Here is a 21,610-nt window from a genome sequence, read left to right on the forward strand (position 1 = left end):
CGGACCGGCCGGTGCCGGAGGTCCAGGACCCGCTCCGGCGCCCCGCGTCCGCATCGAGCCGCACCGCCCGTGAGCGCCCTGGTCAGCGCCGCCCGGGCGGCGCGGCCCGCCCTCGGCCCCGCGGCACGCGGAAGGCCCCCGACCGGAGCGGTCGGGGGCCTTCGCTGCACGAGGGTGCCGGCAGGATCAGTACCAGTGGTGGGACTGCCAGAACGACCAGGCGCCGCAGGGGCTGCCGTAGCGGCTGTTCATGTAGTTGAGGCCCCACTTGATCTGGGTGGCCGGGTTGGTCTTCCAGTCGGCGCCGGCCGAGGCCATCTTGGAGCCCGGCAGGGCCTGCACCAGGCCGTACGCGCCGGAGGACGCGTTGGTGGCGGTGTAGTCCCAGCCGCTCTCGCGCTTCACGATCTCGCTGAAGCAGGAGAACTGGTCGGCGTCGCCGACGATCTGGGCGGCCATCGCCTGGACCGAGCCGGCCGGGACCGCGGCGAGCGCGGTCCGCGCGGCAGCGCGGTTGGCGGCCTCTTCGTCTGCCTTGCGCTTCGCCTCTTCGGCGGCCTTGGCGGCCTTCTCCGCGTCGGCCTTGGCCTGCGCGTCGGCGGCGGCCTTCTGGCGCGCGGCCTCTTCGGCTGCCTTCTTGGCGGCCGCGTCGGCGGACACCTGCTGGGCGCTCGCCTGGCGGGCGAAGTTGTCGCTGATGGTCTGTGCCTGGGCGCCGGAGGGCACATCGGCGAGCAGCGTGGCGCTCGCGACGTCGACCGTCTGTGCGGTCGTGCCCTCGCTGCCCGAGGCCGCGCCCACGACCGCACCGACAGCGGTGACGGCGGTGGCGGAGGCCACAGCAACTCCCCGGACCGAGATCCGAGTCACATGGTTTCCTTCCGGCGGCGACCGCGCGTGACCGTACGGACGCAACATGCCCCTTGCCGCTCGCCTCCGTCGGTACTGGTCACGGGAGACACTGGCCCGACTGCCGGGCCGAGCGGACTCGGAACGGCGTGGTGAACGGGCGGCGTACGACTCATCGGTGTTCAGTTGTGTGCCCGCCGACCGGAGTTGCCGGGCGCGATTCTGCCGTACGCGGGGCCTGACAGAACCCTCACCATGCCGCACCGGGACGTGTCTACGCAATTCCCGGTTGCGTGGCGGATCTCACAATCTTTGCGAGCTGGGCTTTTGCCCGAAAGGTCGTCGACGACCCGTCCGATCCGGTGACAGATCGAGGGGCCCGCCGCTATGCGGCAGGCCCCTTGACGGTCATTCATACTGATTTGTCCGCTTTTGTCACTGCCGTTCCTACGGCTGGATGTCCTCCAGCATCTCGGTGACCAGGGCGGCGATCTGCGAGCGCTCGGAGCGGGTCAGCGTGATGTGGGCGAAGAGCGGATGCCCCTTCAGCTTCTCGACCACCGCGACCACGCCGTCGTAGCGGCCGACCCGCAGGTTGTCCCGCTGGGCCACGTCGTGGGTGAGGACCACCCGCGAGCCCTGGCCGATCCGGGACAGCACCGTCAGCAGGACGTTCCGCTCCAGCGACTGGGCCTCGTCCACGATCACGAAGGCGTCGTGCAGCGAGCGGCCGCGGATGTGGGTGAGCGGCAGGACCTCCAGCATCCCGCGGGAGATGACCTCCTCGATCACGTCCGGGGTGGTGACCGCGGAGAGGGTGTCGAAGACGGCCTGGGCCCAGGGCCCCATCTTCTCGGCCTCGCTGCCCGGCAGGTAGCCGAGCTCCTGGCCGCCGACCGCGTACAGCGGGCGGAACACCATCACCTTGCGGTGCTGGCCGCGCTCCAGCACGGCCTCCAGGCCGGCGCACAGCGCCAGCGCCGACTTGCCGGTGCCGGCCCGGCCGCCCATCGAGACGATGCCCACCTCGGGGTCGAGCAGCAGGTCGAGGGCGACCCGCTGCTCGGCGCTGCGGCCGCGCAGGCCGAACGCCTCACGGTCGCCGCGCACCAGGCGCACCCGCCCGTCGTGGGTGACCCGGCCGAGGGCCCGGCCGCGCTCCGACTGCAGGACGAGCCCGGTGTGCACCGGCAGCTCGGCGGCGCCGTCGACGTCCACCGCGGCGTCGTGCGGGGCTCCGAAGAGCGCGTCGACCTGGTCGCCGGGGACGTGCAGCTCCGTCATGCCCGTCCACCCGGAGGTGATCGCGAGCTCGGCCCGGTACTCCTCGGCCAGCAGGCCGACCGAGCTGGCCTTGATCCGCAGCGGGAGGTCCTTGGAGACGACGGTGACGTCGTACCCCTCGGCCTGCAGGTTGCGGGCGACCGCCAGGATGCGGGTGTCGGACTCGCCGCCGCCCGCGCGGTAGCCGGCCGGCAGGATCGACGGGTCGGAGTGGTTCAGCTCGACCCGGATGGTGCCGCCGAGCTCGCCGACCGGGATCGGTTCGTCGAGCCGGCCGTGGCGGATCCGGTAGTCGTCGAGGAGGCGCAGCGCCTGGCGGGCGAAGTAGCCCAGCTCCGGGTGGTGCCGCTTGGCCTCCAGCTCGGTGACCACGACCACCGGCAGGACGACCTCGTGCTCCTCGAAGCGGGTCATGGCGAGCGGGTCCGCCAGGAGCACGCTGGTGTCGAGAACGTACGTGCGCCGGTCTGGTGTCCGGCGGCTCTTGGAACTGACCACTAGGCCTCCAGAGCGGATGACCCAGCGTCACCCGCGGCTCACCGGTCCCCGCGACCCCGGTGGCCGGGGTACCGGTCTGACCGGTATATGCCCCCGTAGTGGCTCGTGCATACCCCTGGGCGTGAACTGCCGGGTCACAACAGGAGCACGTTTTGGGGCCGTGGCCTGCGGGTATTTCGTTTGACCCGGCGTCAGTGCCGTCCGGCCGGAGGGCTCAGAGGCCCAGGCGGCGGTTGCGCAGCTGGAAGTCGCGCAGCGCCCGGAGGAAGTCGACCTTGCGGAAGGCGGGCCAGTACGCCTCGCAGAAGTAGAACTCGCTGTGGGCGCTCTGCCAGAGCAGGAAGCCGGAGAGCCGCTGCTCGCCCGAGGTGCGGATGACCAGGTCGGGGTCGGGCTGGCCCTTGGTGTAGAGGTGCTCGGCGATGTGCTCGACGTCGAGGATCTCGGCGAGCTGCTCGATCGAGGTGCCGCGGTCGGCGTGCTCCTGGAGCAGCGAGCGGACGGCGTCGGCGATCTCGCGGCGGCCGCCGTAGCCGATCGCGACGTTGACGGTGACGCCCTCGATGTGGGCGGTGTCGTGGGCCGCCTCCTTGAGCACCTGGGAGGTGCGCGGGGGCAGCAGGTCGAGCGCGCCGACCGGGTTGATCCGCCAGCGGCGGGCCTCGGCGAGGCCGCGGACGGCGTCCTCGATGATGCCGAGCAGCGGGACGAGCTCCTCGGCGGGCCGGGCCAGGTTGTCGGTGGAGAGCATCCACAGGGTGACGACCTTGACGTGGGTCTCGTCGCACCAGCCGAGGAACTCGCTGATCTTGTCGGCGCCGCGCTGGTGGCCCTGGGCGGTGGTGCCGCCGGTGGCCTTCGCCCAGCGGCGGTTGCCGTCGAGGATCACGCCGATGTGGCGGGGGGTGTTGTCGAGGTGGACCTCGACCCGCCGGCCGTACAGCCGGTAGGCGTTGTCCAGCAGGGTGCGCAGACCCGGCGTTCGCTCGACGACATCGCGCAGACCCATGTTCCTCGGCCCCTCCGTGCTCGTCCGCCGCTCGCCCACCTGGTGCGGAATTCCTGGCGCAGCCTACTCCGGCAGTGCGCATGGAGGTAAAGCCGCAGGTACCGATGGGGTCACGGCTTCGCCCCGGGAGCGTCCCGGGGCCGCGCGGGCCGCTCGGACACGATCCGGTCTCCGCTTCCTTAAGCCAGCCGTAAGACGGCGTAAAGCCGCCGTCCGCTTCTTGACGCCCGGCATTGGTCTAGTCCAGCTTGTGAGCGAGGGCACACCGGAGCCCTTCCCACACCTCCGCGGCCCCAGCCGTCCCTCCCCCACGCGGAGCCGCCGCGACCCCCACCGCGGCGGCTCCCCTCCGCCTTCCTTCCAGGAGCCCGCCCATGGCCCGTCACCTCGCGCAGCCGTCCCACCGGCGGCGCCGCTCCAAGCTCCCGGCCGCAGTCGCCGCCGGCACCACGGCCCTCGCCCTGGCCGGCGCCGGTCTGGCGCTGACCGCCGGCGGGGCCGGCGCCGCCGTCGGCAACCTGGTCACCAACGGCGGTTTCGAGGCCGGCAACCTGTCCGGCTGGACCTGCACCGGCACGGCGAGCGCCGCCTCCTCGCCGGTGCACGCGGGCTCGTACGCGCTGAGCGCCGCGCCGAGCAGCTCCGACACCGCCGAGTGCACCCAGACCGTCAGCGTGCTGCCGAACACCAGCTACACGCTGGCCGGCTTCGTGCAGGGCCCGTACGTCTACCTCGGTGCCCGCGGCACCGGTTCGACCGACCCGTCGACCTGGTCCAGCCAGAGCAGCTGGAACCAGCTGTCCACCACCTTCACCACCGGCGCGAGCACCAACAGCATCACGCTGTACGTGCACGGCTGGTACGGCCAGGCCGCGTACAACGCGGACGACATCACGCTGACCGGCCCGGGCGGCACCGCCTCCCCGAGCTCCTCGCCGACCTCGCCGAAGCCGAGCACCTCCGCCTCGGCCTCGCCGACGTCCTCGCCGACCTCGTCCCCGACCTCCTCGCCGACGAGCTCGCCGACCTCCAGCCCGACGTCGAGCCCGACCTCCTCGCCGACGCCGCCCAACGGCAACCTGCCCAAGCACCTGCTGACCGGCTACTGGCAGAACTTCGACAACGGCGCCCCCGTGCAGAAGCTGCGCGACGTGCAGAGCGCGTACGACGTCATCGCCGTCTCCTTCGCCGACGCGACGGGCACGCCCGGCGCGATCAGCTTCACCCTGGACCCGGCGCTCTCGTCCAAGCTCGGCGGCTACACCGACGCCGACTTCAGGGCGGACATCGCCGCCAAGCACGCGGCCGGCAAGCGCGTCGTCCTCTCGGTCGGCGGCCAGAACGGCGCGATCAGCGTCGCCAACGCCTCCGCGGCGGCCAACTTCGCCAACACCGCCTACGCGCTGGTCCAGCAGTACGGCTTCGACGGCGTCGACATCGACCTGGAGAACGGCGTCGACCCGACGTACATGTCGCAGGCGCTGCACACCCTGCAGTCCAAGGTCGGCGCGAACTTCGTCCTGACCATGGCCCCGGAGACCATCGGGATGTACAGCACCGCCGGTGCCTACTTCCAGCTGGCGCTCAACACCAAGGACATCCTGACCGTCGTCAACACCCAGTTCTACAACTCGGGCGGCATGAACGGCTGCGACGGCAAGGTCTACACCCAGGGCACGGTCGACTTCATCACCGCCCAGGTCTGCACCCACATCCAGGGCGGCCTGCGGCCGGACCAGGTCGGCATCGGCGTCCCGGCGTCCAGCCAGGCGGCGGGCGGCGGCTACGTCAACTCCACCGTGGTCAACAACGCGCTGGACTGCCTCGCCACCGGCACCCACTGCGGCAGCTTCGTCCCGCCGACGAAGTGGCCGACCATCCGCGGCGCGATGACCTGGTCCACCAACTGGGACCTCAAGAACGGCAACGACTTCTCCACCAACGTGGGCGCCCACGCCCACGCGATGCCGTAACCCGCACGGGGCGCGCCGCCTCCTGAGGGTGGGGGCCGGTGCGTCGCTCAGGAGCCCGCCGTACCGCTGGGGTACGGCGGGCTCCGCCCATGTCCGCGTCCGGCGCGCGTCGCGTCGGACGCGGACGGCGCGTCAGGCCGCGGCCAGCACCGCGAGCAGGGTGCCCAGCAGCAGCGGCGGCCCGAACGGCAGGGCGTCCCCGCGGCCGGCCCGCCGGGTCACCAGCAGCAGCACCCCCCACACCCCGCCGAGCAGGAACGCCGCGAACACCCCGCCGCCGACCGCCCCCCAGCCGTACAGGCCGAGCACCGCACCGAGGCTCGGCGCCAGCTTGGCGTCGCCGAGGCCGATCGGCAGCAGCAGGGCCAGCCCGCCGTAGAGCAGGCCGAGCGCGGCGGCCGCCAGCAGGCAGCGCAGCAGCACCGCCGGCCGGTGGTCGGCGAGCGGCAGCAGCACCGCCGTCCCGGCGAAGAGCGGCAGGGTCAGTGCGTCCGGCAGCCGCAGCACCGCCGCGTCGACGAAGCCGAGCACCACCCCGAACAGGCCCGCCCAGCAGAACAGCGCGGCGGTGCCGGCGTCCGTCGCCGCCGAGCCCAGCGCGGCGCCGACGGCGACCGCCACCAGCTCCACCGCGCCCGGCCGCGGGGGCGTCCCCGCCTCCCCGCAGCCCGCGCAGCGCCCGTTCGGCCACCTCGCCCGGCTCGCCCACCCGCCCGCCGGACAGCACTGCCGCAACGGCTCGCCGTACGGCACCGCGTGGCGCACAGCGGCGGCGCGCAGCAGCGGTGCGGCGGCCAGCCCCAGCAGTGCGCCGGCCCATGGCCCGATCATTCCGTCCCCCGTCGGTCCTCCCGATCCTGGCGCGATCCTCGCGCAGTCGGTGCGGTCTGTGGCGTGGAACACGTGATGATCCCCGTAACGGCGCCGTAAAGTAGGCAGGCATGCAGGTCATCCAGTCCAGCAAGCTCGCCAATGTCTGCTACGACATCCGCGGCCCGGTGCTCGACGAGGCGATGCGGCTGGAGGACCAGGGCCATCGCATCCTCAAGCTGAACACCGGGAATCCGGCCGCCTTCGGCTTCGAGGCGCCGCCGGAGATCCTCCAGGACATCCTGAAGAACCTCTCCTCCGCGCACGGCTACGGCGACTCCAAGGGCCTGCTGTCCGCCCGCCGGGCCGTGGTGATGCAGTACGAGGAGCGCGGGCTGCACGGGCTCTCGGTCGAGGACGTCTTCCTCGGCAACGGCGTCTCCGAGCTGATCCAGCTGGCGATGACCGCACTGCTCGACGACGGCGACGAGGTGCTCGTCCCCGCCCCGGACTACCCGCTGTGGACGGCCTCCGTCTCGCTGGCCGGCGGCACCGCCGTGCACTACCGCTGCGACGAGCAGTCCGAGTGGTACCCGGACCTCGCCGACATCGAGGCCAAGGTCACCGACCGGACGCGCGCCATCGTGGTGATCAACCCGAACAACCCCACCGGCGCGGTCTACCCGCGCGAGGTGCTGGAGGGGATCGTCGAGATCGCCCGCCGGAACAAGCTGGTGGTCTACGCGGACGAGATCTACGACAAGATCCTCTACGACGACGCCGAGCACGTGCCGCTGGCCACGCTCGCGCCGGACCTCTTCTGCGTCACCTTCAACGGCATGTCCAAGGCCTACCGGGTCGCGGGCTTCCGCTCCGGCTGGATGGTGCTCTCCGGCGACCGGCACCGGGCGGCCAGCTACATCGAGGGGCTCACCGTGCTCGCCTCGATGCGGCTGTGCGCCAACATGCCGGCGCAGCACGCGGTGGCCGCGGCGCTCGGCGGCCGGCAGTCGATCAAGGACCTGGTGCTGCCGGGCGGACGCCTGCTGGAGTCCCGGGACACCGCGTACCGGCTGCTGAACGAGATCCCGGGCATCAGCTGCGTGAAGCCGAAGGGCGCGCTGTACGCGTTCCCGCGGCTGGACCCGCAGGTGTACAAGATCAAGGACGATGCGCAGATGGTGCTGGACCTGCTGCGGTCCCAGCGCATCCTGGTCGTCCAGGGCACCGGCTTCAACTGGCCCGACCCGGACCACTTCCGGCTGGTCACCCTGCCCCGCCCGGAGGACATCGCCGACGCCGTCACCCGCATCGGCGAATTCCTGAGCGGCTACGCCCAGCCGTAGACCGCGGACGAACGCTCACGGCGAACCCACACAGGGGCGCGGGGAGGATCTCCCCGCGCCCCTCTTCGTGCGTTTCTGGTCGAGCAGCGCCGCCCCTCGGTGAGGAGGAGGGGCGGCGCTCCCTCAAACCCGGGCCGTCAGCCCAGGCGCTTCACCAGCGCGCGGTACTCGTCCCAGAGCTCGGTCGGCGTGTGCTCGCCGAACGTCTCCAGGTGGGACGGGACCAGCGCGGCCTCCTGGCGCCAGATGTCGGCGTCCACGGAGAACAGCAGGTCGATGTCGGCCTGCGGGATGTCGAGGCCGGTGAGGTCGAAGCCGTCGACCTCGGGCAGCACGCCGATCGGGGTCTCGACGCCCTTGCCGGTGCCCTCCAGGCGCTCGACGATCCACTTGAGCACGCGGCTGTTCTCGCCGAAGCCCGGCCAGATGAACTTGCCGTCGCTGTTCTTGCGGAACCAGTTGACGTAGTAGATCTTCGGGAGCTTCGAGGCGTCGGCCTCGGCACCGATCTTCAGCCAGTGGGCGAAGTAGTCGCCCATGTTGTAGCCGCAGAACGGCAGCATCGCGAACGGGTCGCGGCGCAGCTCGCCGACGGTGCCCTCCTGCGCGGCGGTCTTCTCGGAGGCGATGTTGGCGCCGAGGAAGACGCCGTGCTGCCAGTCGAAGGACTCGGTGACCAGCGGGACGGCGGTGGCGCGGCGGCCGCCGAAGAGGATGGCCGAGATCGGGACGCCGGCCTGGTCCTCCCACTCGGGGGCGATCGTCGGGCACTGCGCGGCCGGGACGGCGAACCGGGCGTTCGGGTGGGCGGCGGGGGTGCCGGACTCCGGGGTCCAGTCGTTGCCGCGCCAGTCGGTCAGGTGCGCCGGGGGCTGCTCGGTGAGGCCCTCCCACCACACGTCGCCGTCGTCGGTGAGCGCGACGTTGGTGAAGACGGTGTTGCCCCAGAGGGTGTCGATGGCGTTGGCGTTGGTGTCGACGCCGGTGCCGGGCGCGACGCCGAAGAAGCCGGCCTCGGGGTTGATGGCGTAGAGGCGGCCGTCGGCGCCGAAGCGCATCCAGGCGATGTCGTCGCCGATCGTCTCGACCTTCCAGCCCGGGACGGTGGGCTGGAGCATGGCGAGGTTGGTCTTGCCGCAGGCGGACGGGAAGGCCGCCGCGATGTACTTCGGCTCCGCCTCGCCCGTGGGGCCGCTCGGCGGGGTGAGCTTGAGGACGAGCATGTGCTCGGCCAGCCAGCCCTCGTCGCGGGCCATGGTGGAGGCGATGCGCAGCGCGTAGCACTTCTTGCCGAGCAGGGCGTTGCCGCCGTAGCCGGAGCCGAAGGACCAGATCTCGCGGGTCTCCGGGAAGTGCGAGATGTACTTGGTGGAGTTGCAGGGCCAGGCCACGTCGGCCTCGCCCTCGGCGAGCGGGGCGCCGACGGTGTGCACGGCCTTGACGAACTCGCCGTCCTCGCCGAGCTGCTCGATCACGGCCTTGCCCATGCGGGTCATCACGCGCATGGAGACGGCGACGTAGGCGGAGTCGGTGATCTCGACGCCGTACGCGGCCAGCGGGGAGCCGACCGGGCCCATGGAGAAGGGCACGACGTACATCGTGCGGCCCTTCATCGAGCCGCGGAAGAGGCCGTTCTCACCGGCGAAGACCTCCCGCATCTCGGCGGGGGCCTTCCAGTTGTTGGTCGGACCGGCGTCCTGCTCCTTCTCGGAGCAGATGTAGGTGCGGTCCTCGACCCGGGCGACATCGGTCGGGTCGGAGGCGGCGTAGAAGGAGTTGGGACGCTTCTCGGCGTCGAGCTTCTTGAAGGTGCCCTGGGCGACCAGCAGCTCGGCGAGGCGGTGGTACTCCTCCTCCGATCCGTCGCACCACTCGATGCGATCGGGCTGGGTCAGCTCGGCGATCTCGGCGACCCAGTCCAGCAGCTGCTGGTGGCGGGTGGGCGCGGACTCGGCGAGCGCAGACTTCAGAGGCGACACGTTCGCTCCGTTTCACACCATCTCGGCCAGGAGACGGCATCGCGGGGGTTTGAGGGTGGTTACACGGTAGCCCCGGACACCACCTCTCTTTGGTGCATTGCGTAGTACGTTCTGAATTCCTTACTACGAAATGTCCAAGACAAGGAGGGCAAGAAAGCGATTTCGGCCGCACCCGGTTCGACACTGAGACGTGGGTAACACTCCAGAATGTCCAAAAGTGATGATCGCCACTGACTACTTGGCAGTAACCTACGGTTCCGTAAGATGCTGCGCATGACTGCTGCGGACCTCACTGCGGACCTCGCCGCCGCCGGCGAATCCCCGAAGCCCAAGTGGCGCGGCTGGCTGCACGCCGGCATGTTCCCCGCCTCGGTGGCGGCCGGGATCGTCCTGATCTGCCTGGCCGACTCGCCGGCCGCCACGGCGGCGTGCGCGATCTACTCGGTGACCGCCTGGATGCTGTTCGGGGTGAGCGCGGTCTACCACCGCTTCACCTGGGGCCCGCGCGGCGAGGCGATCCTGCGCCGGCTCGACCACGCCAACATCTTCCTGATCATCGCGGGCACCTACACCCCGTTCACGATCCTGCTGCTGAACGGCACCCGGCAGCAGATGCTGCTCTGGGCCGTGTGGGGCGGGGCGCTGCTCGGCATCGCGTTCCGGGTGTTCTGGGTCGGCGCGCCGCGCTGGCTCTACACCCCGGTCTACCTGGCCCTCGGCTGGGCCGCGGCCTTCTTCCTGCCGGACTTCCTGCACACCGGCGGCGCCGCGGTGCTCACCCTGATGATCGTCGGCGGCGGCCTCTACAGCCTCGGCGGCGTGGTCTACGGCCTGAAGCGGCCGAACCCCTCACCCCGCTGGTTCGGCTTCCACGAGGTCTTCCACGCCTTCACCCTCGGCGCGTTCATCGTCCAGTACGTCGGCGTCTCACTGGTCGCGTACAGCGCGACCCGCTGAGGACGCCCGAAGCTCCAGACGCTCCTGGGCCCGGCGGCAGCGCTCGCAGTGCGCGGCGCCGGGCCCTTCGCCGACCGGCCCCGGGTGCGCCTTCGCCCGGAACTTCCGGCCGACGTGGGCCATCACCAGCACCGTCTCCACCGCGGCCACGATCCAGACCGCCCGCGGGCCGCCGGCCAGGTAGCCCGCGACGACGGCCAGCGCGGCCGACACGGCCACCACCGCACCCCAGAACTGTGCGCTCCGCAGCGCCATCGCCTCGCCTCCCGCCAGGTGACAGATCGTCAGATTCCTCCCCGCCTACGGTGACATGTTCAGCGCGTCCGGAGGCGAACTCCGGATCAACACTGCGGCAACACCTCGTGCCGAACGGACGCCGCGCCTCCGGAACCTCCGCCCGGCGGCCACCGGCAAGGGCGGCACGCACACGGAACGCCCGGCTCCGGGCCGGCCCGGAGCCGGCCCGGACACGCGGACGGACGGCCCGACCGGTCCTCGACCGGCCGGGCCGCCCTGGGGGCGCACCCTGGGCGGCTACCGCCGGGCGCCGCGCCGGCGGACGGCCAGCCCCGCCCCCGTCACCACGGTGACCGCGAGCGCCGCGCCCGCCGCCACCGCCGGTCCTCGTCCGGACGGCTGCTCCGGCCGTGCGGCCGCGGCGGTGTCCGCCCAGCCGCCGCCCGCGCCCGCCCGGTCGTAGGCCGAGCCCGGCAGCCGGTCGCCGTACCGCTGCTGCACCAGCTTCCGGTAGTCGGCGAGCGTCACGCCGCCTGGTCCGACCGAGCGGCGGGCGTCCTCGTCGAGCGGCAGCACCCGGCCGCCGCGCAGCACGTACCAGGCGTCGATCTGCGGCTCCCGGAAGGCGGTGCCGCCGCCGGTGGCCGCGGCCTGCGCGGGGTAGTCGGTCTCGTCGCCGCCGGAGGCGATGTTGACCACCCGCCAGCCGCCGGCGTCGCGGATCGTCCAGATCGAGGCCGTCCGGCCGTCCGCGGCGACCGCCCGGCCGGCGACGAACTCCACCCGGGCGACCGGCGCACCGGCGACGCCCGCGACGAAGCCCTCGTTCAGGCTGTAGACGGCGACCGCCCGGTCGGCCAGGCGGGGTGCGGCGGCCGCCGCGGCCTGCGCCTCCGCCTCCGGGGAGAGCCCGGCCGCACCGGCCGGACGCCCCTCCCGGGCGAAGAACAGCGCCACCCGGTCGAGTGCCGCCGGGGCAGCGGCGGCGGCCCGGGCGGCGGCCAGCTCCGCCGGGGCGATCGGGGCCGGGGCGGCGGGGCCGTCCGCGGCCGAGGCGAGCGGCGCCGCGGCGAGGCCGAGGCAGCCGGCGAGGACGAGCGCGGCGAGGTGTCTCGGGTATCCGGTCATGGCTGGCTCCTCACGCGCCGATCCGGTACAGGGTGTGGGTCCAGCCGAAGCTGCTGTTGCTCGTGTAGTAGCGGTGGTCCGCCCAGTTGTAGCGGTGGTTGGACGGCCAGGGGTCGCCCCAGTACACCCAGGTGCCGGCGGGGTCGTAGCCGTAGAGGACGTGCATGTGGCCGCCGCCGGAGGACCACTGGATGCGGGTCTCCACCGGCCGCCCGGCGTCGATCTCGCCCTGGACGGCGGCGTAGGAGAGGGTGCCGCTCACGTAGCGGCCCGGGCTGATGCCGATCCGCCACAGGGCGTTCTGGACGTCGCCCAGGGTGGCCTGGCTGTTCGGGCAGACGGAGTCGACGGCCCGGCCGAAGGCCAGGTTGCAGAACTGGTTCTGGCTGTAGCCGTAGCCGTAGTAGGTCGCGATGGTGTTGCCGCTCGCCGCCCAGCACCAGTTGGACTGCTGCTGTTGCTGCATGGTGATGCCGAGGGTGCGGGCCGCCGACAGCCCGGCGGCGGGTGCGGCGGCCACGGGTCCGGTGGGTACGGCGGCGGCGGGGACGAGGGTCCGGACGGGGGCGGCCTGCGCCGGGGAGGCGGCGGCCGCGGTGAGGGCCGGGGCCAGCACGCCCAGCGCGAGTGCGGCGACCGCACGGCGAAGGCGTCCCGGTGCCGGCGGCACGGGAGTCGGGGGCACGGGGGTTGGGGACACGGGGGTTGGGGACACGGGGGTTCCTCCTGCGGTGGGGCGTAGGAAGAGGTGTGGGGGTGCGCGTCCGGACGCGGTGCGAAGAGCATCCGGCGCCGTCCGGCGCCGGTCAACGCGCGGCCGAGCGGCGCCGTCCGCGGTGTGAACGCCCGCCCGCCGGATGTGAATGCGGCCCGCCCGCCACGTCCGTACCTGATGACACGGCGGGCACGGGGTGTGAATATTCACCCAGCCCCGGAGGTGGCCATGCAGCCGACCGTCCCGCCGGAACTCGCGGCCGTGCTCCGCACCGGTCCGTTCCCGCTCGCCCTGCGGACCGCGATCGCCGCCCGCGGCCTCGCCCTGCAGCGGGTGCAGGAGCGCCTCGCCCGGCGCGGCGTCCGGGTCGGCGTCACCAGCCTCAGCTACTGGCAGCAGGGCCGGCGGCGGCCCGAGCGCCCGGAGTCGCTGCGCGCCGTGGCGGTGCTGGAGGAGGTGCTCGACCTGCCGGAGCACTCGCTGACCCGGCTGCTCGGCCCGCGCCGGGCACCGGCCGGGCCGGCCACCCTGCCCTACCGCGCCCTGATCCGGCCCCGCAGCGCCGTGGACGGGCTGATCGAGGCGGTCGCCGGCCCGCCCGACTCCGGGCTGCACACCGTGGTGCACATCGAACGGATCCGGATCGACGCCCTCGGCCGGCTGGCCCGGCGGGACTCCCAGCACGCACTGCGCGCCCACCGCGACGGCGTCGACCGCTACCTGGCCATCCACCAGGGCGATCCGGGGGCGGACCCGGGCCGGGTGGTGCTGCGCACCGAGGAGAACTGCCGGCCCGGCCGGATCCGGCGCGACCCGGAGCACGGCCTGCTGGTCGCCGAACTGCTGCTGGACCGAAGACTGAGCGCTGGCGACACCCACCTGCTCGGCTACGGCTTCGACGACGCCCCGACGCCGACGCCGAGCTGCGAGTACGTCCGGGGCTTCAACGCCGGCGCGGGCCAGTACGTCCTGCAGGTCACCTTCGACCCGGCCGCGCTGCCCGTCCGCTGCCACCGCTTCGCCGTCCGGGCGCCGGGCGAGCAGCCGCACGAGACGGAGGAGCTGACCCTGGACGGGCACCACAGCGTGCACCTGCTGGCGACCGGGCTGCCGCCCGGCCTGCTCGGCATCGGCTGGTCCTGGGACTGACCGCCCGTCAGCCGGCGGTGAACTCGAAGGTCACGTGGTCGGCCACCGGGCGGTAGCCGAGCTTCTGGTAGATCGAGTTGCTGACCGGGTTGGCGAGGTCGGTGTAGAGCAGCACCTCGGCGGCGCCGTCCGCCAGCGCCTGCGCCGAGGCGGCGGCGACGACCCCGCTGGCGTAGCCGCGGCCGCGCAGGGCGACGGGGGTGAAGACCGGGCCGATCCGGGACATCCCGGCGATCACCGGGCTCGCCCCGGCGAAGGAGACCGGGCGGCCGCCGTCCTCCCACACGTGCAGGCTGCCGTCGGCGAGCCGGCCGTCGATGTAGGCGCCGTGGTCGACCGGGTTCGTCTCGCCGATCTCGGCGAGGAAGGCGGCGCTCCACTCGACGAGCCGGTCCCGGTCGGCCGGCCGCGCGGGCCGGGCGGTGCCGGCGGGCACCGGCGCGGGATCCTCCAGGCCGGCCAGCCGGTAGAGCCGCTCGTCCACGGCGGTCCCGGCGCGGACGGTGCCCTCGGCGACGGGCGGCCAGGCCTCGGCGAACGCCGCCGCGGCCGCCCGCTCGCCGGCCACCCCGGCCACCTCCCCGCCGCGCCCGTGCAGCGCGGGGGCGAGTGCGGCGGCGGCCCGGGCGGGCATCCGGCCGAGCCGCACCGGGAAGGGCGGGGTCTGCGCGAAGACGCCCTCGACCGGGCCGTCCGGCGCGGCCCGCCAGTGGCCGAACACCGGGTCCTGCTCGCCGAAGGCGTGCAGGCCGCGTCTGGCGATGCGGTCCAGCAGGGTGAGCAGCACGGTGTTCTCGGCCGGGTGGGCGGCGAGGAAGTCGCCGGCCTCGGCCCGGAGGGCGTCGGGGTCGTTCGTGAGGGTCCAGGTCATGCCCCATCCTGGCGTCGCCCGGGACCGGTGCGCACGCGAATTAGCCGAGCCGCTCCGCGAGTTCGGCGGCGTCGGCGGTGGGGGCGTCGCAGCTGAAGTGCCGGCAGACGTAGGCGGCGGGGCGGCCTGCGAGCAGCGGGCGGTCGGCCAGCAGCGGGACCTCCTTGCTGCCCGCCTCGCCGACCGCGACGACCGCGCCGGGGGCGGTGGCGAGCAGTGCGGTGCGGTGCAGTTCGGCGGTGGCGGGGTCGCCGGCCGGGCCGACCACGGCGACCTCGCGCGGGCCGTCGAGCAGCGCCTCGGCGACGGCGAGGCCCCAGCCGATGAACCGGGGGGCGCGGGCGCCGAGCGCGCCGACCACGCCGAGGGCCCGCTCGGCGGCGGTGCGGTGGCGCTCCGAGCCGGTGTAGGCGGCGTAGCCGAGCAGTGCGCCGGCGGCGGCCGTCCAGCCGGAGGGGGTGGCGTTGTCGGTCGGGTCCTGCGGGCGCCGGATCAGCTCCTCGGCGTCGTCGGCGGTGTCGTAGAGGGCGCCGGAGTCGGCGTCGGTGAAGTGGGCGAGGACGGTGTCGAGGAGTCCGCCGGCGAGGTCGAGCCACTCGGCCTCGCCGGTGACGGCGTACAGGGCGAGGAATCCCTCGGCGGTGTCGGCGTAGTCCTCCAGGACGCCGGCGTTGGCGCCGGGCCGGCCGTCGCGGGAGGTGCGCAGCAGCCGGCCGTCGGCGGTGAGGTGGACGGCGAGCAGCAGGTCGGCGGCGCGTTCGGCGGCCTCGACCAGGTCGGGGCGCTCCAGCAGGGCGCCGGTCTCGGCGAGGGCGGCGATCGCGAGGCCGTTCCAGGCGGCGACGACCTTGTCGTCACGGGCGGGGGCGGGCCGCTCGGCGCGGGCCTCGAAGAGCCGGGTGCGGATCCGCTCGTACGCCTCGGGGTCGGCGGGGTCGGTGAGCAGTTGGAGGACGGAGCTGCCGTGCTCGAAGGTGCCGGTGACCTCGAGGAGTTCCGCGGCGAGGGCGGCGTCCTCGGCGCCGAGCGCGGCGGTGAGCTGCTCCGGGGTCCAGGCGTAGTAGGCGCCTTCGGCGGACGTGCCGGTGGCCGGGTCGAGCGAGTCGGCGTCCAGGGCGGAGGCGAAGCCGCCCTCGGGGGTGCGCAGTTCGCGGAGCAGGAAGTCGGCGGTGTCCAGGGCGGTGCGGCGGGCGCGGGCGTCGCCGGTGGCGCGCCACAGGTGGAGGTAGGTGCGCAGCAGCAGGGCGTTGTCGTACAGCATCTTCTCGAAGTGCGGCACGACCCAGTCGGCGTCCACGGAGTAGCGGGCGAAGCCGCCGCCGAGCTGGTCGTACAGGCCGCCGCGGGACATCGCGTCGCAGGTGCGCGCGGCCATCTCCAGGGCGGCGGCGGAGCCGGTGCGGGCGTGGTGGCGCAGCAGCCACTCGACGGTCATGGACGGCGGGAACTTGGGGGCGCCGCCGAAGCCGCCGCGGCGCTCGTCGAAGCCGCGGCCGAGTTCGAGCAGGGCGGCGTGCAGTTCGGCCTCGCCGGGGGCGGGCAGCACGCCGGCGCCGGCGCCGTAGATCCGGGCACGTTCCTGCAGTTCGGCGCGGATCCGGCCGGCGACCTCGCCGACCTCCTCGCGGCGGTCCCGCCAGGCGGCGGTGACGCCCTCCAGGACCTGCCGGAAGCCGGGCATGCCGTGCCGGGGCTCGGGCGGGAAGTAGGTGCCGAAGTAGAACGGCTCCTTCTCCGGCGTGAGGAAGACCGTCATGGGCCAGCCGCCCTGGCCGGTGGCGGCCTGGACGGCCTCCATGTAGACCGCGTCGACGTCGGGCCGCTCCTCGCGGTCGACCTTGACGGCGACGAAGTGCTCGTTGGCGTAGGCGGCGACGGCCTCGTCCTCGAAGGACTCGTGGGCCATCACGTGGCACCAGTGGCAGGCCGCGTACCCGACGGACAGCAGGACGGGCACCCGGCGGCGCTCCGCCTCGGCGAAGGCCTCGGGCCCCCACGGCCACCAGTCGACCGGGTTGTCCGCGTGCTGGAGCAGGTACGGCGAGGTCGCGTCGGCGAGACGGTTCGGCATGGGGACCATCCTCGCGCATCGCCGCCCTGGTGACACAGCGCCGCGTCGTGGAGCGCGGCCCGGTCGGCGGCATCGGGGGGCACGCCGGGGGCACCGGTGCCGGGTGCACCGGTCCCGCGCGGTGCCGCGGGGCGGTGGAGGTGCCCGGGCCGGGCGCGGAGGTGTTCTCGCTGCGGGCGGTACCGCCCGGTGCGGCTACTCCTCGGTGGTCTCCGGCTCCTCGGCAAAGTCGATCTTCTTGAAGCGGCTGTTCATGGACTTCAGCAGGAACCAGGTGGCGATGCCGAGGGCCGCGAAGACGACGAAGCCGAGCAGGCCCGGGGTGACCTTGTTCTGGTCGAGGGCGAGGTCGGCGGCGAGGTGGGTCAGGTTCACGGGGGTGCTCATCTCTCCATGGTGGCCCGGCCCTACACGGGCCGGGCCACCGGGGTGGTTCAGGGGGTGCGCGTTACTTGCGCAGGCCCGCGAACAGGTCGTTCTCGGGCAGGTCGGTGTCGACGTGCGAGCGGACGAGCTCGTAGTCCTCGGTGGGCCACACCTCGCGCTGGATGTCCAGCGGGACGCGGAACCAGGGACCGTCGGGGTCGATCTGGGTGGCGTGCGCGATCAGCGCCTTGTCGCGGATCTCGAAGAACTCGTCGCAGACCACCCGGGTGGTGATCTCGCGCTCCTTGCGGCCGCTCTTCTCCCAGCCGGCGATCCACTCGCCGTACGGGGAGTCGTGGCCGTTCTCGGTGAGGTAGGCGTGCAGGGCGCGGATGCGGCCCATCGGGAAGCCGTGGTTGTAGTACAGCTTCTGCGGCTGCCAGGGCTCGCCGGCCTCCGGGTAGGCCTCCGGGTCACCGGCGGCGTCGAAGGCCACCATGGTGATCTTGTGAGTCATGATGTGGTCGGGGTGCGGGTACCCGCCGTTCTCGTCGTACGTGGTGATCACGTGCGGACGGAACTCGCGGATCAGCCGTACGAGGGTGCCGGCCGCCGCGTCCACGTCCTCCAGGGCGAAGCAGCCCTCGGGCAGCGGGGGCAGCGGGTCGCCCTCCGGCAGCCCGGAGTCGACGTAGCCCAGCCAGGCCTGCTGCACGCCGAGGATCTCCCGGGCGGCGTCCATCTCCTTGCGCCGCACCTCGTGGATGTTCTCCTCGACCCAGGCGTCGCCCTGGAGCTTCGGGTTGAGGATCGATCCCCGTTCGCCACCTGTGCAGGTGGCCACCAGCACGTCCACCCCCTGGGAGACGTACATCGCCATGGTGGCGGCGCCCTTGCTGGACTCGTCGTCCGGGTGCGCGTGCACCGCCATCAGTCGAAACTGCTCGCTCAACGCCTGGTTCCCTTCCAGGTATGTCCGGTTCGTCGGGTCGGCTCCCCCGCCGACTCCGGCGCGGACGTGCCCCTTCTATAGTGACGGACTGAGGAGCCGCTCCATTCCCTCCCCAGCCCGAGCGCTCCTCGTCGAAAGGACCGAGCCGGACATGGACTCCAGCCGTACGACCGCCGCCCTGCCGGAGGGCCGGTACAGCCGCCGCTCCGACGCCGAGGCGGACCGTCGGCTTCGGATCGCCGCGGTGGTCTGCGGCGTGCTGTTCCTGGGCGTGGTGGCGTGGCTGGGCGCCTCGTACGTCCTGCGCGAGAGCGTGATGAACGGTAGTGTGCCGGCCTTCGAGGCGGTCTCCGACCACGAGATGCAGCTGCAGCTGTCGGTGCGCAAGGAGTCGGGCACCGCGGGCGTCTGCACGGTGCGCTCGATGGCCGCGGACAAGGCCGTGGTGGGCCAGTACGACTTCCCGGTGCCGGCCGAGGGCAGCACCTGGTCGCAGGTGGTGACGCTGCGCACCACCGCCCGCGGAGTGACCGCGGAGCTGCTGGGCTGCACCCCGCGCCGCTGATCCGCCGCCCGTCCGGGGGATCTTTCCGGGCGGAATTCCCCTTTGCACATCGCACCCCCGCGGGCGCATATTCGAGCGTACGGGCGGGCATCCGTACGGAGTGCCGCCGGCCGTGCGAGAGCCTGCCGGGTCACGCGCCCGCGAGCTCCCCTCCCGCGGGGAGGCGGAAATTGTTAGGCTCGTGGTTTCGCCCCTTCCGAGTCCCAGCGCCCGGGAGCGGGCGTTGCTTTGTAGTTACGACCGAACCTGCTGACGAACAACCCTCAGCACAGCCCAGTACCGACGAGGAGCACCCGTGACCCAGACCAGCGATGACGTGACCTGGCTCACTCAGTCCGGCTACGACCAGCTCAAGGCCGAGCTGGAGCACCTGACCGGCCCCTGGCGCATCGAGATCGCCCAGAAGATCGAGGCGGCGCGCGAGGAGGGTGACCTCAAGGAGAACGCCGGCTACCACGCGGCCAAGGAGGAGCAGGGCAAGTACGAGGCCCGGATCCGTCAGCTCACCCAGTTGCTGGAGCGCGCCAAGGTGGGCGAGGCCCCGGCCGACTCCGGTGTCGTCGCCCCCGGCATGGTGGTGACCGTCGCCTTCGACGGCGACGAGGACGACACCATGCGCTTCCTGCTCGGCTCCCGCGAGGTCGCCGGTGACGACCTGGACATCTACTCGCCGCAGTCGCCGCTCGGCCGCTCCATCAACGGCAAGAAGGTCGGCGAGGACGCCACCTACGAGCTGCCGAACGGCAAGCGGGCCAGCGTGAAGATCATCGAGGCCAAGCCGCACGCCGGCTGAGTCCGCTCGCACCACGAGGGGCGGCACCGGCGCGATGCCGGGGCCGCCCCTCGTGCTGGCACCCGCCGCCGGTCAGCCGGCCGCGGAGCGGTACTTGCGGACCGACAGCCAGGAGAACAGCGCCGTGATCACCAGCGACCAGACGATCGACACCGGCACGGCGTGCTGCATCGGCCAGGCGTCGTCGACCGGGCCGACCTGGTTGCCGAACAGGTCGCGGCAGGCCTGCACGGTCGCCGAGAACGGGTTCCAGTACGCGATCGGCTGCAGCCAGCCCGGCATCGAGCTGATCGGCACGAAGGCGTTGGAGACGAAGGTCAGCGGGAAGAGCCAGATCAGGCCGGCCGAGGTGGCCGCCTCCGGGCTGCGCACGGACAGGCCGATCAGCGCGCCGATCCAGGAGAAGGCGTAGCCGAGCAGGAGCAGCAGCCCGAAGGCCGCCATCGCCTTCCAGAAGCCCTCGTGGATCCGCCAGCCGACCAGCAGGGCGACCAGGGCGAGCACCAGCAGGATGAAGGCGGTCTGCACCAGGTCGGCGAGGGTGCGGCCGACCAGGACGGCCGAGCGGGTCATCGGCAGCGAGCGGAAGCGGTCGACGAGGCCCTTGGTCATGTCCTCCGCGATGCCCGCCGAGGCGCCGGCCGTCGCGAAGGTGACGGTCTGCGCGAAGATGCCGGCCATCAGGAACTGGATGTAGGCGTCGTGGCTGGCCTGCGTCCCGGGGATCTGGATCGCGCCGCCCATCACGTACGAGAAGAGCAGCACGAACATCACGGGCTGCAGCAGCCCGAAGACCACGATCTCGGGGATGCGGAGCATCCGGCGCAGGTTGCGGCGGGCGACGACCCAGGAGTCGTGCAGCATCGCGGCGAGCCCGGTGCGCCGGCGCGGGACGGCGCGGCCGATGGCGTGCTCGGTGGTGGTGGTCGCCATTCTCAGGACTCCTTTCCGTGGCCCCGGCGGCCCCGGGTCTGCTCCTGCTGCCTGTTCTCGCCGTTCTCCTCGGCCTCGGTGGCGTGTCCGGTCAGGGAGAGGAAGACGTCGTCGAGGGTGGGGCGGCGCAGGCCGATGTCGTCGATCTCGATCGAGCGGGCGTCGAGCTCGCGGATGACGTCGGCGAGCACCTTGGAGCCGCCGCTGACCGGGACGGTGATCCGGCGGGTGTTGCGTTCCACGGCCGGCTCGCCCTTGGCGTAGGGGGTGAGCGCGGCGACCGCCTCGGCGACCTCGTCCGGGCGGTGCACCACCAGTTCGATCCGTTCGCCGCCGATCGTCGCCTTGAGTTCGTCGGCGGTGCCGCGGGCGATCACCCGGCCGTGGTCGACCACCGCGATGTCGTGGGCGAGGCGGTCGGCCTCCTCCAGGTACTGGGTGGTGAGCAGCAGGGTGGTGCCCTGGTCGACGAGGTTCTCGATGACCTCCCACAGGGCGAGGCGGTTGCGCGGGTCGAGGCCGGTGGTCGGCTCGTCCATGAACATCACCGGCGGGCGGACGACCAGTGCCGCGGCGAGGTCGAGGCGGCGGCGCATGCCGCCGGAGTAGGTCTTGGCGGTGCGGTCGGCGGCCTCGGAGAGGTTGAACCACTCCAGCAGTTCCAGCGCGCGGGCCTTCGCGTCGCGGGCGGACATCTGGTAGAGCTCGCCGACCATCTGGAGGTTCTCGCGGCCGGTGAGGTACTCGTCGACGGCGGCGTACTGACCGGAGAGGCCGATCAGGCCGCGCACCTCGTTGGGGTGCCGGAGCACGTCCAGGCCGGCCACCGTGGCCCGGCCGGAATCGGGTCGGAGCAGGGTGGTGAGCACCCGCACGGTCGTCGTCTTGCCCGCGCCGTTCGGGCCCAGCAGGCCCAGCACGGTGCCCTCGGGGACGTCGAGGCTGACGCCGTCGAGGGCGCGGACGTCACCGAAGGTCTTGACCAGGTTCTCGGCTTGGATGGCTGGCGCCATGGCCTGCCTCATCTCCTGTTTGTCTGGTATGTCGTCTGATCGTCACACAGTGCCCGGCCGGGCGGGACGCGAATCTCGCGATGTATCGCGAGAGGATGGCAGCTTGCGATAT

The 21,610-nt window shown here is 72.8% G+C and carries 20 protein-coding genes; 6 read left to right on the top strand and 14 right to left on the bottom strand.

Annotation, left to right across the window (positions count from 1 at the left end):
- Positions 1-186 precede the first annotated feature (186 nt).
- From IE98_RS0127875 to IE98_RS0127885, 3 genes are all read right to left on the bottom strand, one after another.
- Positions 187-870: a transglycosylase SLT domain-containing protein gene (locus IE98_RS0127875; protein ID WP_030273604.1), complete on the bottom strand. Its 684-nt coding sequence runs from the start codon at positions 868-870 to the stop codon at positions 187-189.
- 426 nt (positions 871-1,296) lie between these two features.
- On the bottom strand, positions 1,297-2,631 hold the full coding sequence (locus IE98_RS0127880; protein ID WP_030273605.1) for a PhoH family protein: 1,335 nt from the start codon (positions 2,629-2,631) through the stop codon (positions 1,297-1,299).
- Between the two features lie 214 nt (positions 2,632-2,845).
- On the bottom strand, positions 2,846-3,640 hold the full coding sequence (locus tag IE98_RS0127885) for an isoprenyl transferase (RefSeq protein WP_052391058.1): 795 nt from the start codon (positions 3,638-3,640) through the stop codon (positions 2,846-2,848).
- A 374-nt stretch (positions 3,641-4,014) separates the two neighbouring features.
- Between IE98_RS0127885 and IE98_RS0127890 the strand changes: the two genes are divergently transcribed.
- Positions 4,015-5,613 (top strand): chitinase, encoded by a 1,599-nt coding sequence (locus IE98_RS0127890; RefSeq protein WP_030273609.1) that lies wholly within the window; start codon positions 4,015-4,017, stop codon positions 5,611-5,613.
- Positions 5,614-5,745: 132 nt separating this feature from the next.
- Here IE98_RS0127890 and IE98_RS0127895 read toward each other — a convergent pair whose 3' ends face one another.
- Entirely contained in the window at positions 5,746-6,444 is a 699-nt protein-coding gene (locus tag IE98_RS0127895) for a prepilin peptidase (RefSeq protein WP_063749015.1), read from the bottom strand.
- Between the two features lie 110 nt (positions 6,445-6,554).
- Between IE98_RS0127895 and IE98_RS0127900 the strand changes: the two genes are divergently transcribed.
- On the top strand, positions 6,555-7,769 hold the full coding sequence (locus tag IE98_RS0127900) for a pyridoxal phosphate-dependent aminotransferase (RefSeq protein ID WP_030273612.1): 1,215 nt from the start codon (positions 6,555-6,557) through the stop codon (positions 7,767-7,769).
- Positions 7,770-7,906: 137 nt separating this feature from the next.
- On the opposite strand, the gene IE98_RS0127905 is transcribed toward IE98_RS0127900, so the two are convergent.
- Positions 7,907-9,748: a phosphoenolpyruvate carboxykinase (GTP) gene (locus IE98_RS0127905; RefSeq protein ID WP_199922977.1), complete on the bottom strand. Its 1,842-nt coding sequence runs from the start codon at positions 9,746-9,748 to the stop codon at positions 7,907-7,909.
- Between the two features lie 273 nt (positions 9,749-10,021).
- On the opposite strand from IE98_RS0127905, the gene trhA reads away from it, so the two are divergent.
- Complete coding sequence (gene trhA / locus IE98_RS0127910; RefSeq protein WP_030273617.1) at positions 10,022-10,705, top strand: PAQR family membrane homeostasis protein TrhA; 684 nt, start codon at positions 10,022-10,024, stop codon at positions 10,703-10,705.
- Here the strand turns inward: trhA and IE98_RS0127915 are convergent.
- The 3 genes from IE98_RS0127915 to IE98_RS0127925 form a co-directional block, all read right to left on the bottom strand.
- Positions 10,676-10,960, bottom strand: a complete 285-nt coding sequence (locus IE98_RS0127915; RefSeq protein WP_030273619.1) for a hypothetical protein — start codon at positions 10,958-10,960, stop codon at positions 10,676-10,678. The genes trhA and IE98_RS0127915 overlap by 30 nt on opposite strands.
- Before the next feature lie 279 nt (positions 10,961-11,239).
- Positions 11,240-12,070, bottom strand: coding sequence for a hypothetical protein (locus tag IE98_RS0127920; protein ID WP_030273621.1), 831 nt, complete (start codon positions 12,068-12,070; stop codon positions 11,240-11,242).
- A gap of 10 nt (positions 12,071-12,080) precedes the next feature.
- Positions 12,081-12,755, bottom strand: coding sequence for a papain-like cysteine protease family protein (locus tag IE98_RS0127925; RefSeq protein ID WP_234443697.1), 675 nt, complete (start codon positions 12,753-12,755; stop codon positions 12,081-12,083).
- A gap of 258 nt (positions 12,756-13,013) precedes the next feature.
- On the opposite strand from IE98_RS0127925, the gene IE98_RS0127930 reads away from it, so the two are divergent.
- Positions 13,014-13,934 (top strand): hypothetical protein, encoded by a 921-nt coding sequence (locus tag IE98_RS0127930; protein WP_030273625.1) that lies wholly within the window; start codon positions 13,014-13,016, stop codon positions 13,932-13,934.
- 7 nt (positions 13,935-13,941) lie between these two features.
- Here the strand turns inward: IE98_RS0127930 and IE98_RS0127935 are convergent, their stop codons facing one another.
- From IE98_RS0127935 to mca, 4 genes are all read right to left on the bottom strand, one after another.
- A complete protein-coding gene (locus tag IE98_RS0127935; RefSeq protein WP_030273627.1) occupies positions 13,942-14,805 on the bottom strand; it encodes a GNAT family N-acetyltransferase in 864 nt (287 codons plus the stop codon).
- Positions 14,806-14,845: 40 nt separating this feature from the next.
- A complete protein-coding gene (locus tag IE98_RS0127940; RefSeq protein ID WP_030273629.1) occupies positions 14,846-16,876 on the bottom strand; it encodes a thioredoxin domain-containing protein in 2,031 nt (676 codons plus the stop codon).
- A gap of 195 nt (positions 16,877-17,071) precedes the next feature.
- A complete protein-coding gene (locus tag IE98_RS43200; RefSeq protein WP_030273631.1) occupies positions 17,072-17,263 on the bottom strand; it encodes a hypothetical protein in 192 nt (63 codons plus the stop codon).
- 61 nt (positions 17,264-17,324) lie between these two features.
- The gene (gene mca, locus IE98_RS0127950; RefSeq protein ID WP_030273633.1) at positions 17,325-18,194 is read right to left on the bottom strand and encodes a mycothiol conjugate amidase Mca; all 870 of its coding nucleotides are present in this window, start codon (positions 18,192-18,194) and stop codon (positions 17,325-17,327) included.
- Between the two features lie 151 nt (positions 18,195-18,345).
- Here mca and IE98_RS0127955 point away from each other — a divergent pair, with 151 nt between their 5' ends.
- Both IE98_RS0127955 and greA read left to right on the top strand, forming a co-directional pair.
- The gene (locus tag IE98_RS0127955) at positions 18,346-18,759 is read left to right on the top strand and encodes a DUF4307 domain-containing protein (RefSeq protein WP_030273639.1); all 414 of its coding nucleotides are present in this window, start codon (positions 18,346-18,348) and stop codon (positions 18,757-18,759) included.
- 295 nt (positions 18,760-19,054) lie between these two features.
- On the top strand, positions 19,055-19,552 hold the full coding sequence (gene greA / locus IE98_RS0127960) for a transcription elongation factor GreA (RefSeq protein ID WP_030273641.1): 498 nt from the start codon (positions 19,055-19,057) through the stop codon (positions 19,550-19,552).
- Between the two features lie 72 nt (positions 19,553-19,624).
- Here the strand turns inward: greA and IE98_RS0127965 are convergent, their stop codons facing one another.
- Both IE98_RS0127965 and IE98_RS0127970 read right to left on the bottom strand, forming a co-directional pair.
- On the bottom strand, positions 19,625-20,485 hold the full coding sequence (locus IE98_RS0127965) for an ABC transporter permease (protein ID WP_030273643.1): 861 nt from the start codon (positions 20,483-20,485) through the stop codon (positions 19,625-19,627).
- Between the two features lie 2 nt (positions 20,486-20,487).
- On the bottom strand, positions 20,488-21,498 hold the full coding sequence (locus IE98_RS0127970) for a daunorubicin resistance protein DrrA family ABC transporter ATP-binding protein (protein WP_030273646.1): 1,011 nt from the start codon (positions 21,496-21,498) through the stop codon (positions 20,488-20,490).
- Between the last annotated feature and the right edge of the window lie 112 nt (positions 21,499-21,610).

Source organism: Streptomyces sp. NRRL B-24484 (assembly GCF_000717715.1).
In the GTDB taxonomy this organism is placed as follows: Bacteria; Actinomycetota; Actinomycetes; order Streptomycetales; family Streptomycetaceae; genus Kitasatospora.

Coding starts and splice junctions, on each gene's coding strand:
- trhA (WP_030273617.1), top strand. CDS start 10,022: ATGACTGCTGCGGACCTCACTGCGGACCTCGCCGCCGCCGGCGAATCC.
- IE98_RS0127940 (WP_030273629.1), bottom strand. CDS start 16,876: ATGCCGAACCGTCTCGCCGACGCGACCTCGCCGTACCTGCTCCAGCAC.
- IE98_RS0127970 (WP_030273646.1), bottom strand. CDS start 21,498: ATGGCGCCAGCCATCCAAGCCGAGAACCTGGTCAAGACCTTCGGTGAC.
- IE98_RS0127895 (WP_063749015.1), bottom strand. CDS start 6,444: ATGATCGGGCCATGGGCCGGCGCACTGCTGGGGCTGGCCGCCGCACCG.
- IE98_RS0127920 (WP_030273621.1), bottom strand. CDS start 12,070: ATGACCGGATACCCGAGACACCTCGCCGCGCTCGTCCTCGCCGGCTGC.
- IE98_RS0127930 (WP_030273625.1), top strand. CDS start 13,014: ATGCAGCCGACCGTCCCGCCGGAACTCGCGGCCGTGCTCCGCACCGGT.
- IE98_RS0127915 (WP_030273619.1), bottom strand. CDS start 10,960: ATGGCGCTGCGGAGCGCACAGTTCTGGGGTGCGGTGGTGGCCGTGTCG.
- IE98_RS0127885 (WP_052391058.1), bottom strand. CDS start 3,640: ATGGGTCTGCGCGATGTCGTCGAGCGAACGCCGGGTCTGCGCACCCTG.
- IE98_RS0127955 (WP_030273639.1), top strand. CDS start 18,346: ATGGACTCCAGCCGTACGACCGCCGCCCTGCCGGAGGGCCGGTACAGC.
- IE98_RS0127900 (WP_030273612.1), top strand. CDS start 6,555: ATGCAGGTCATCCAGTCCAGCAAGCTCGCCAATGTCTGCTACGACATC.
- IE98_RS0127965 (WP_030273643.1), bottom strand. CDS start 20,485: ATGGCGACCACCACCACCGAGCACGCCATCGGCCGCGCCGTCCCGCGC.
- IE98_RS0127935 (WP_030273627.1), bottom strand. CDS start 14,805: ATGACCTGGACCCTCACGAACGACCCCGACGCCCTCCGGGCCGAGGCC.
- IE98_RS43200 (WP_030273631.1), bottom strand. CDS start 17,263: ATGAGCACCCCCGTGAACCTGACCCACCTCGCCGCCGACCTCGCCCTC.
- IE98_RS0127890 (WP_030273609.1), top strand. CDS start 4,015: ATGGCCCGTCACCTCGCGCAGCCGTCCCACCGGCGGCGCCGCTCCAAG.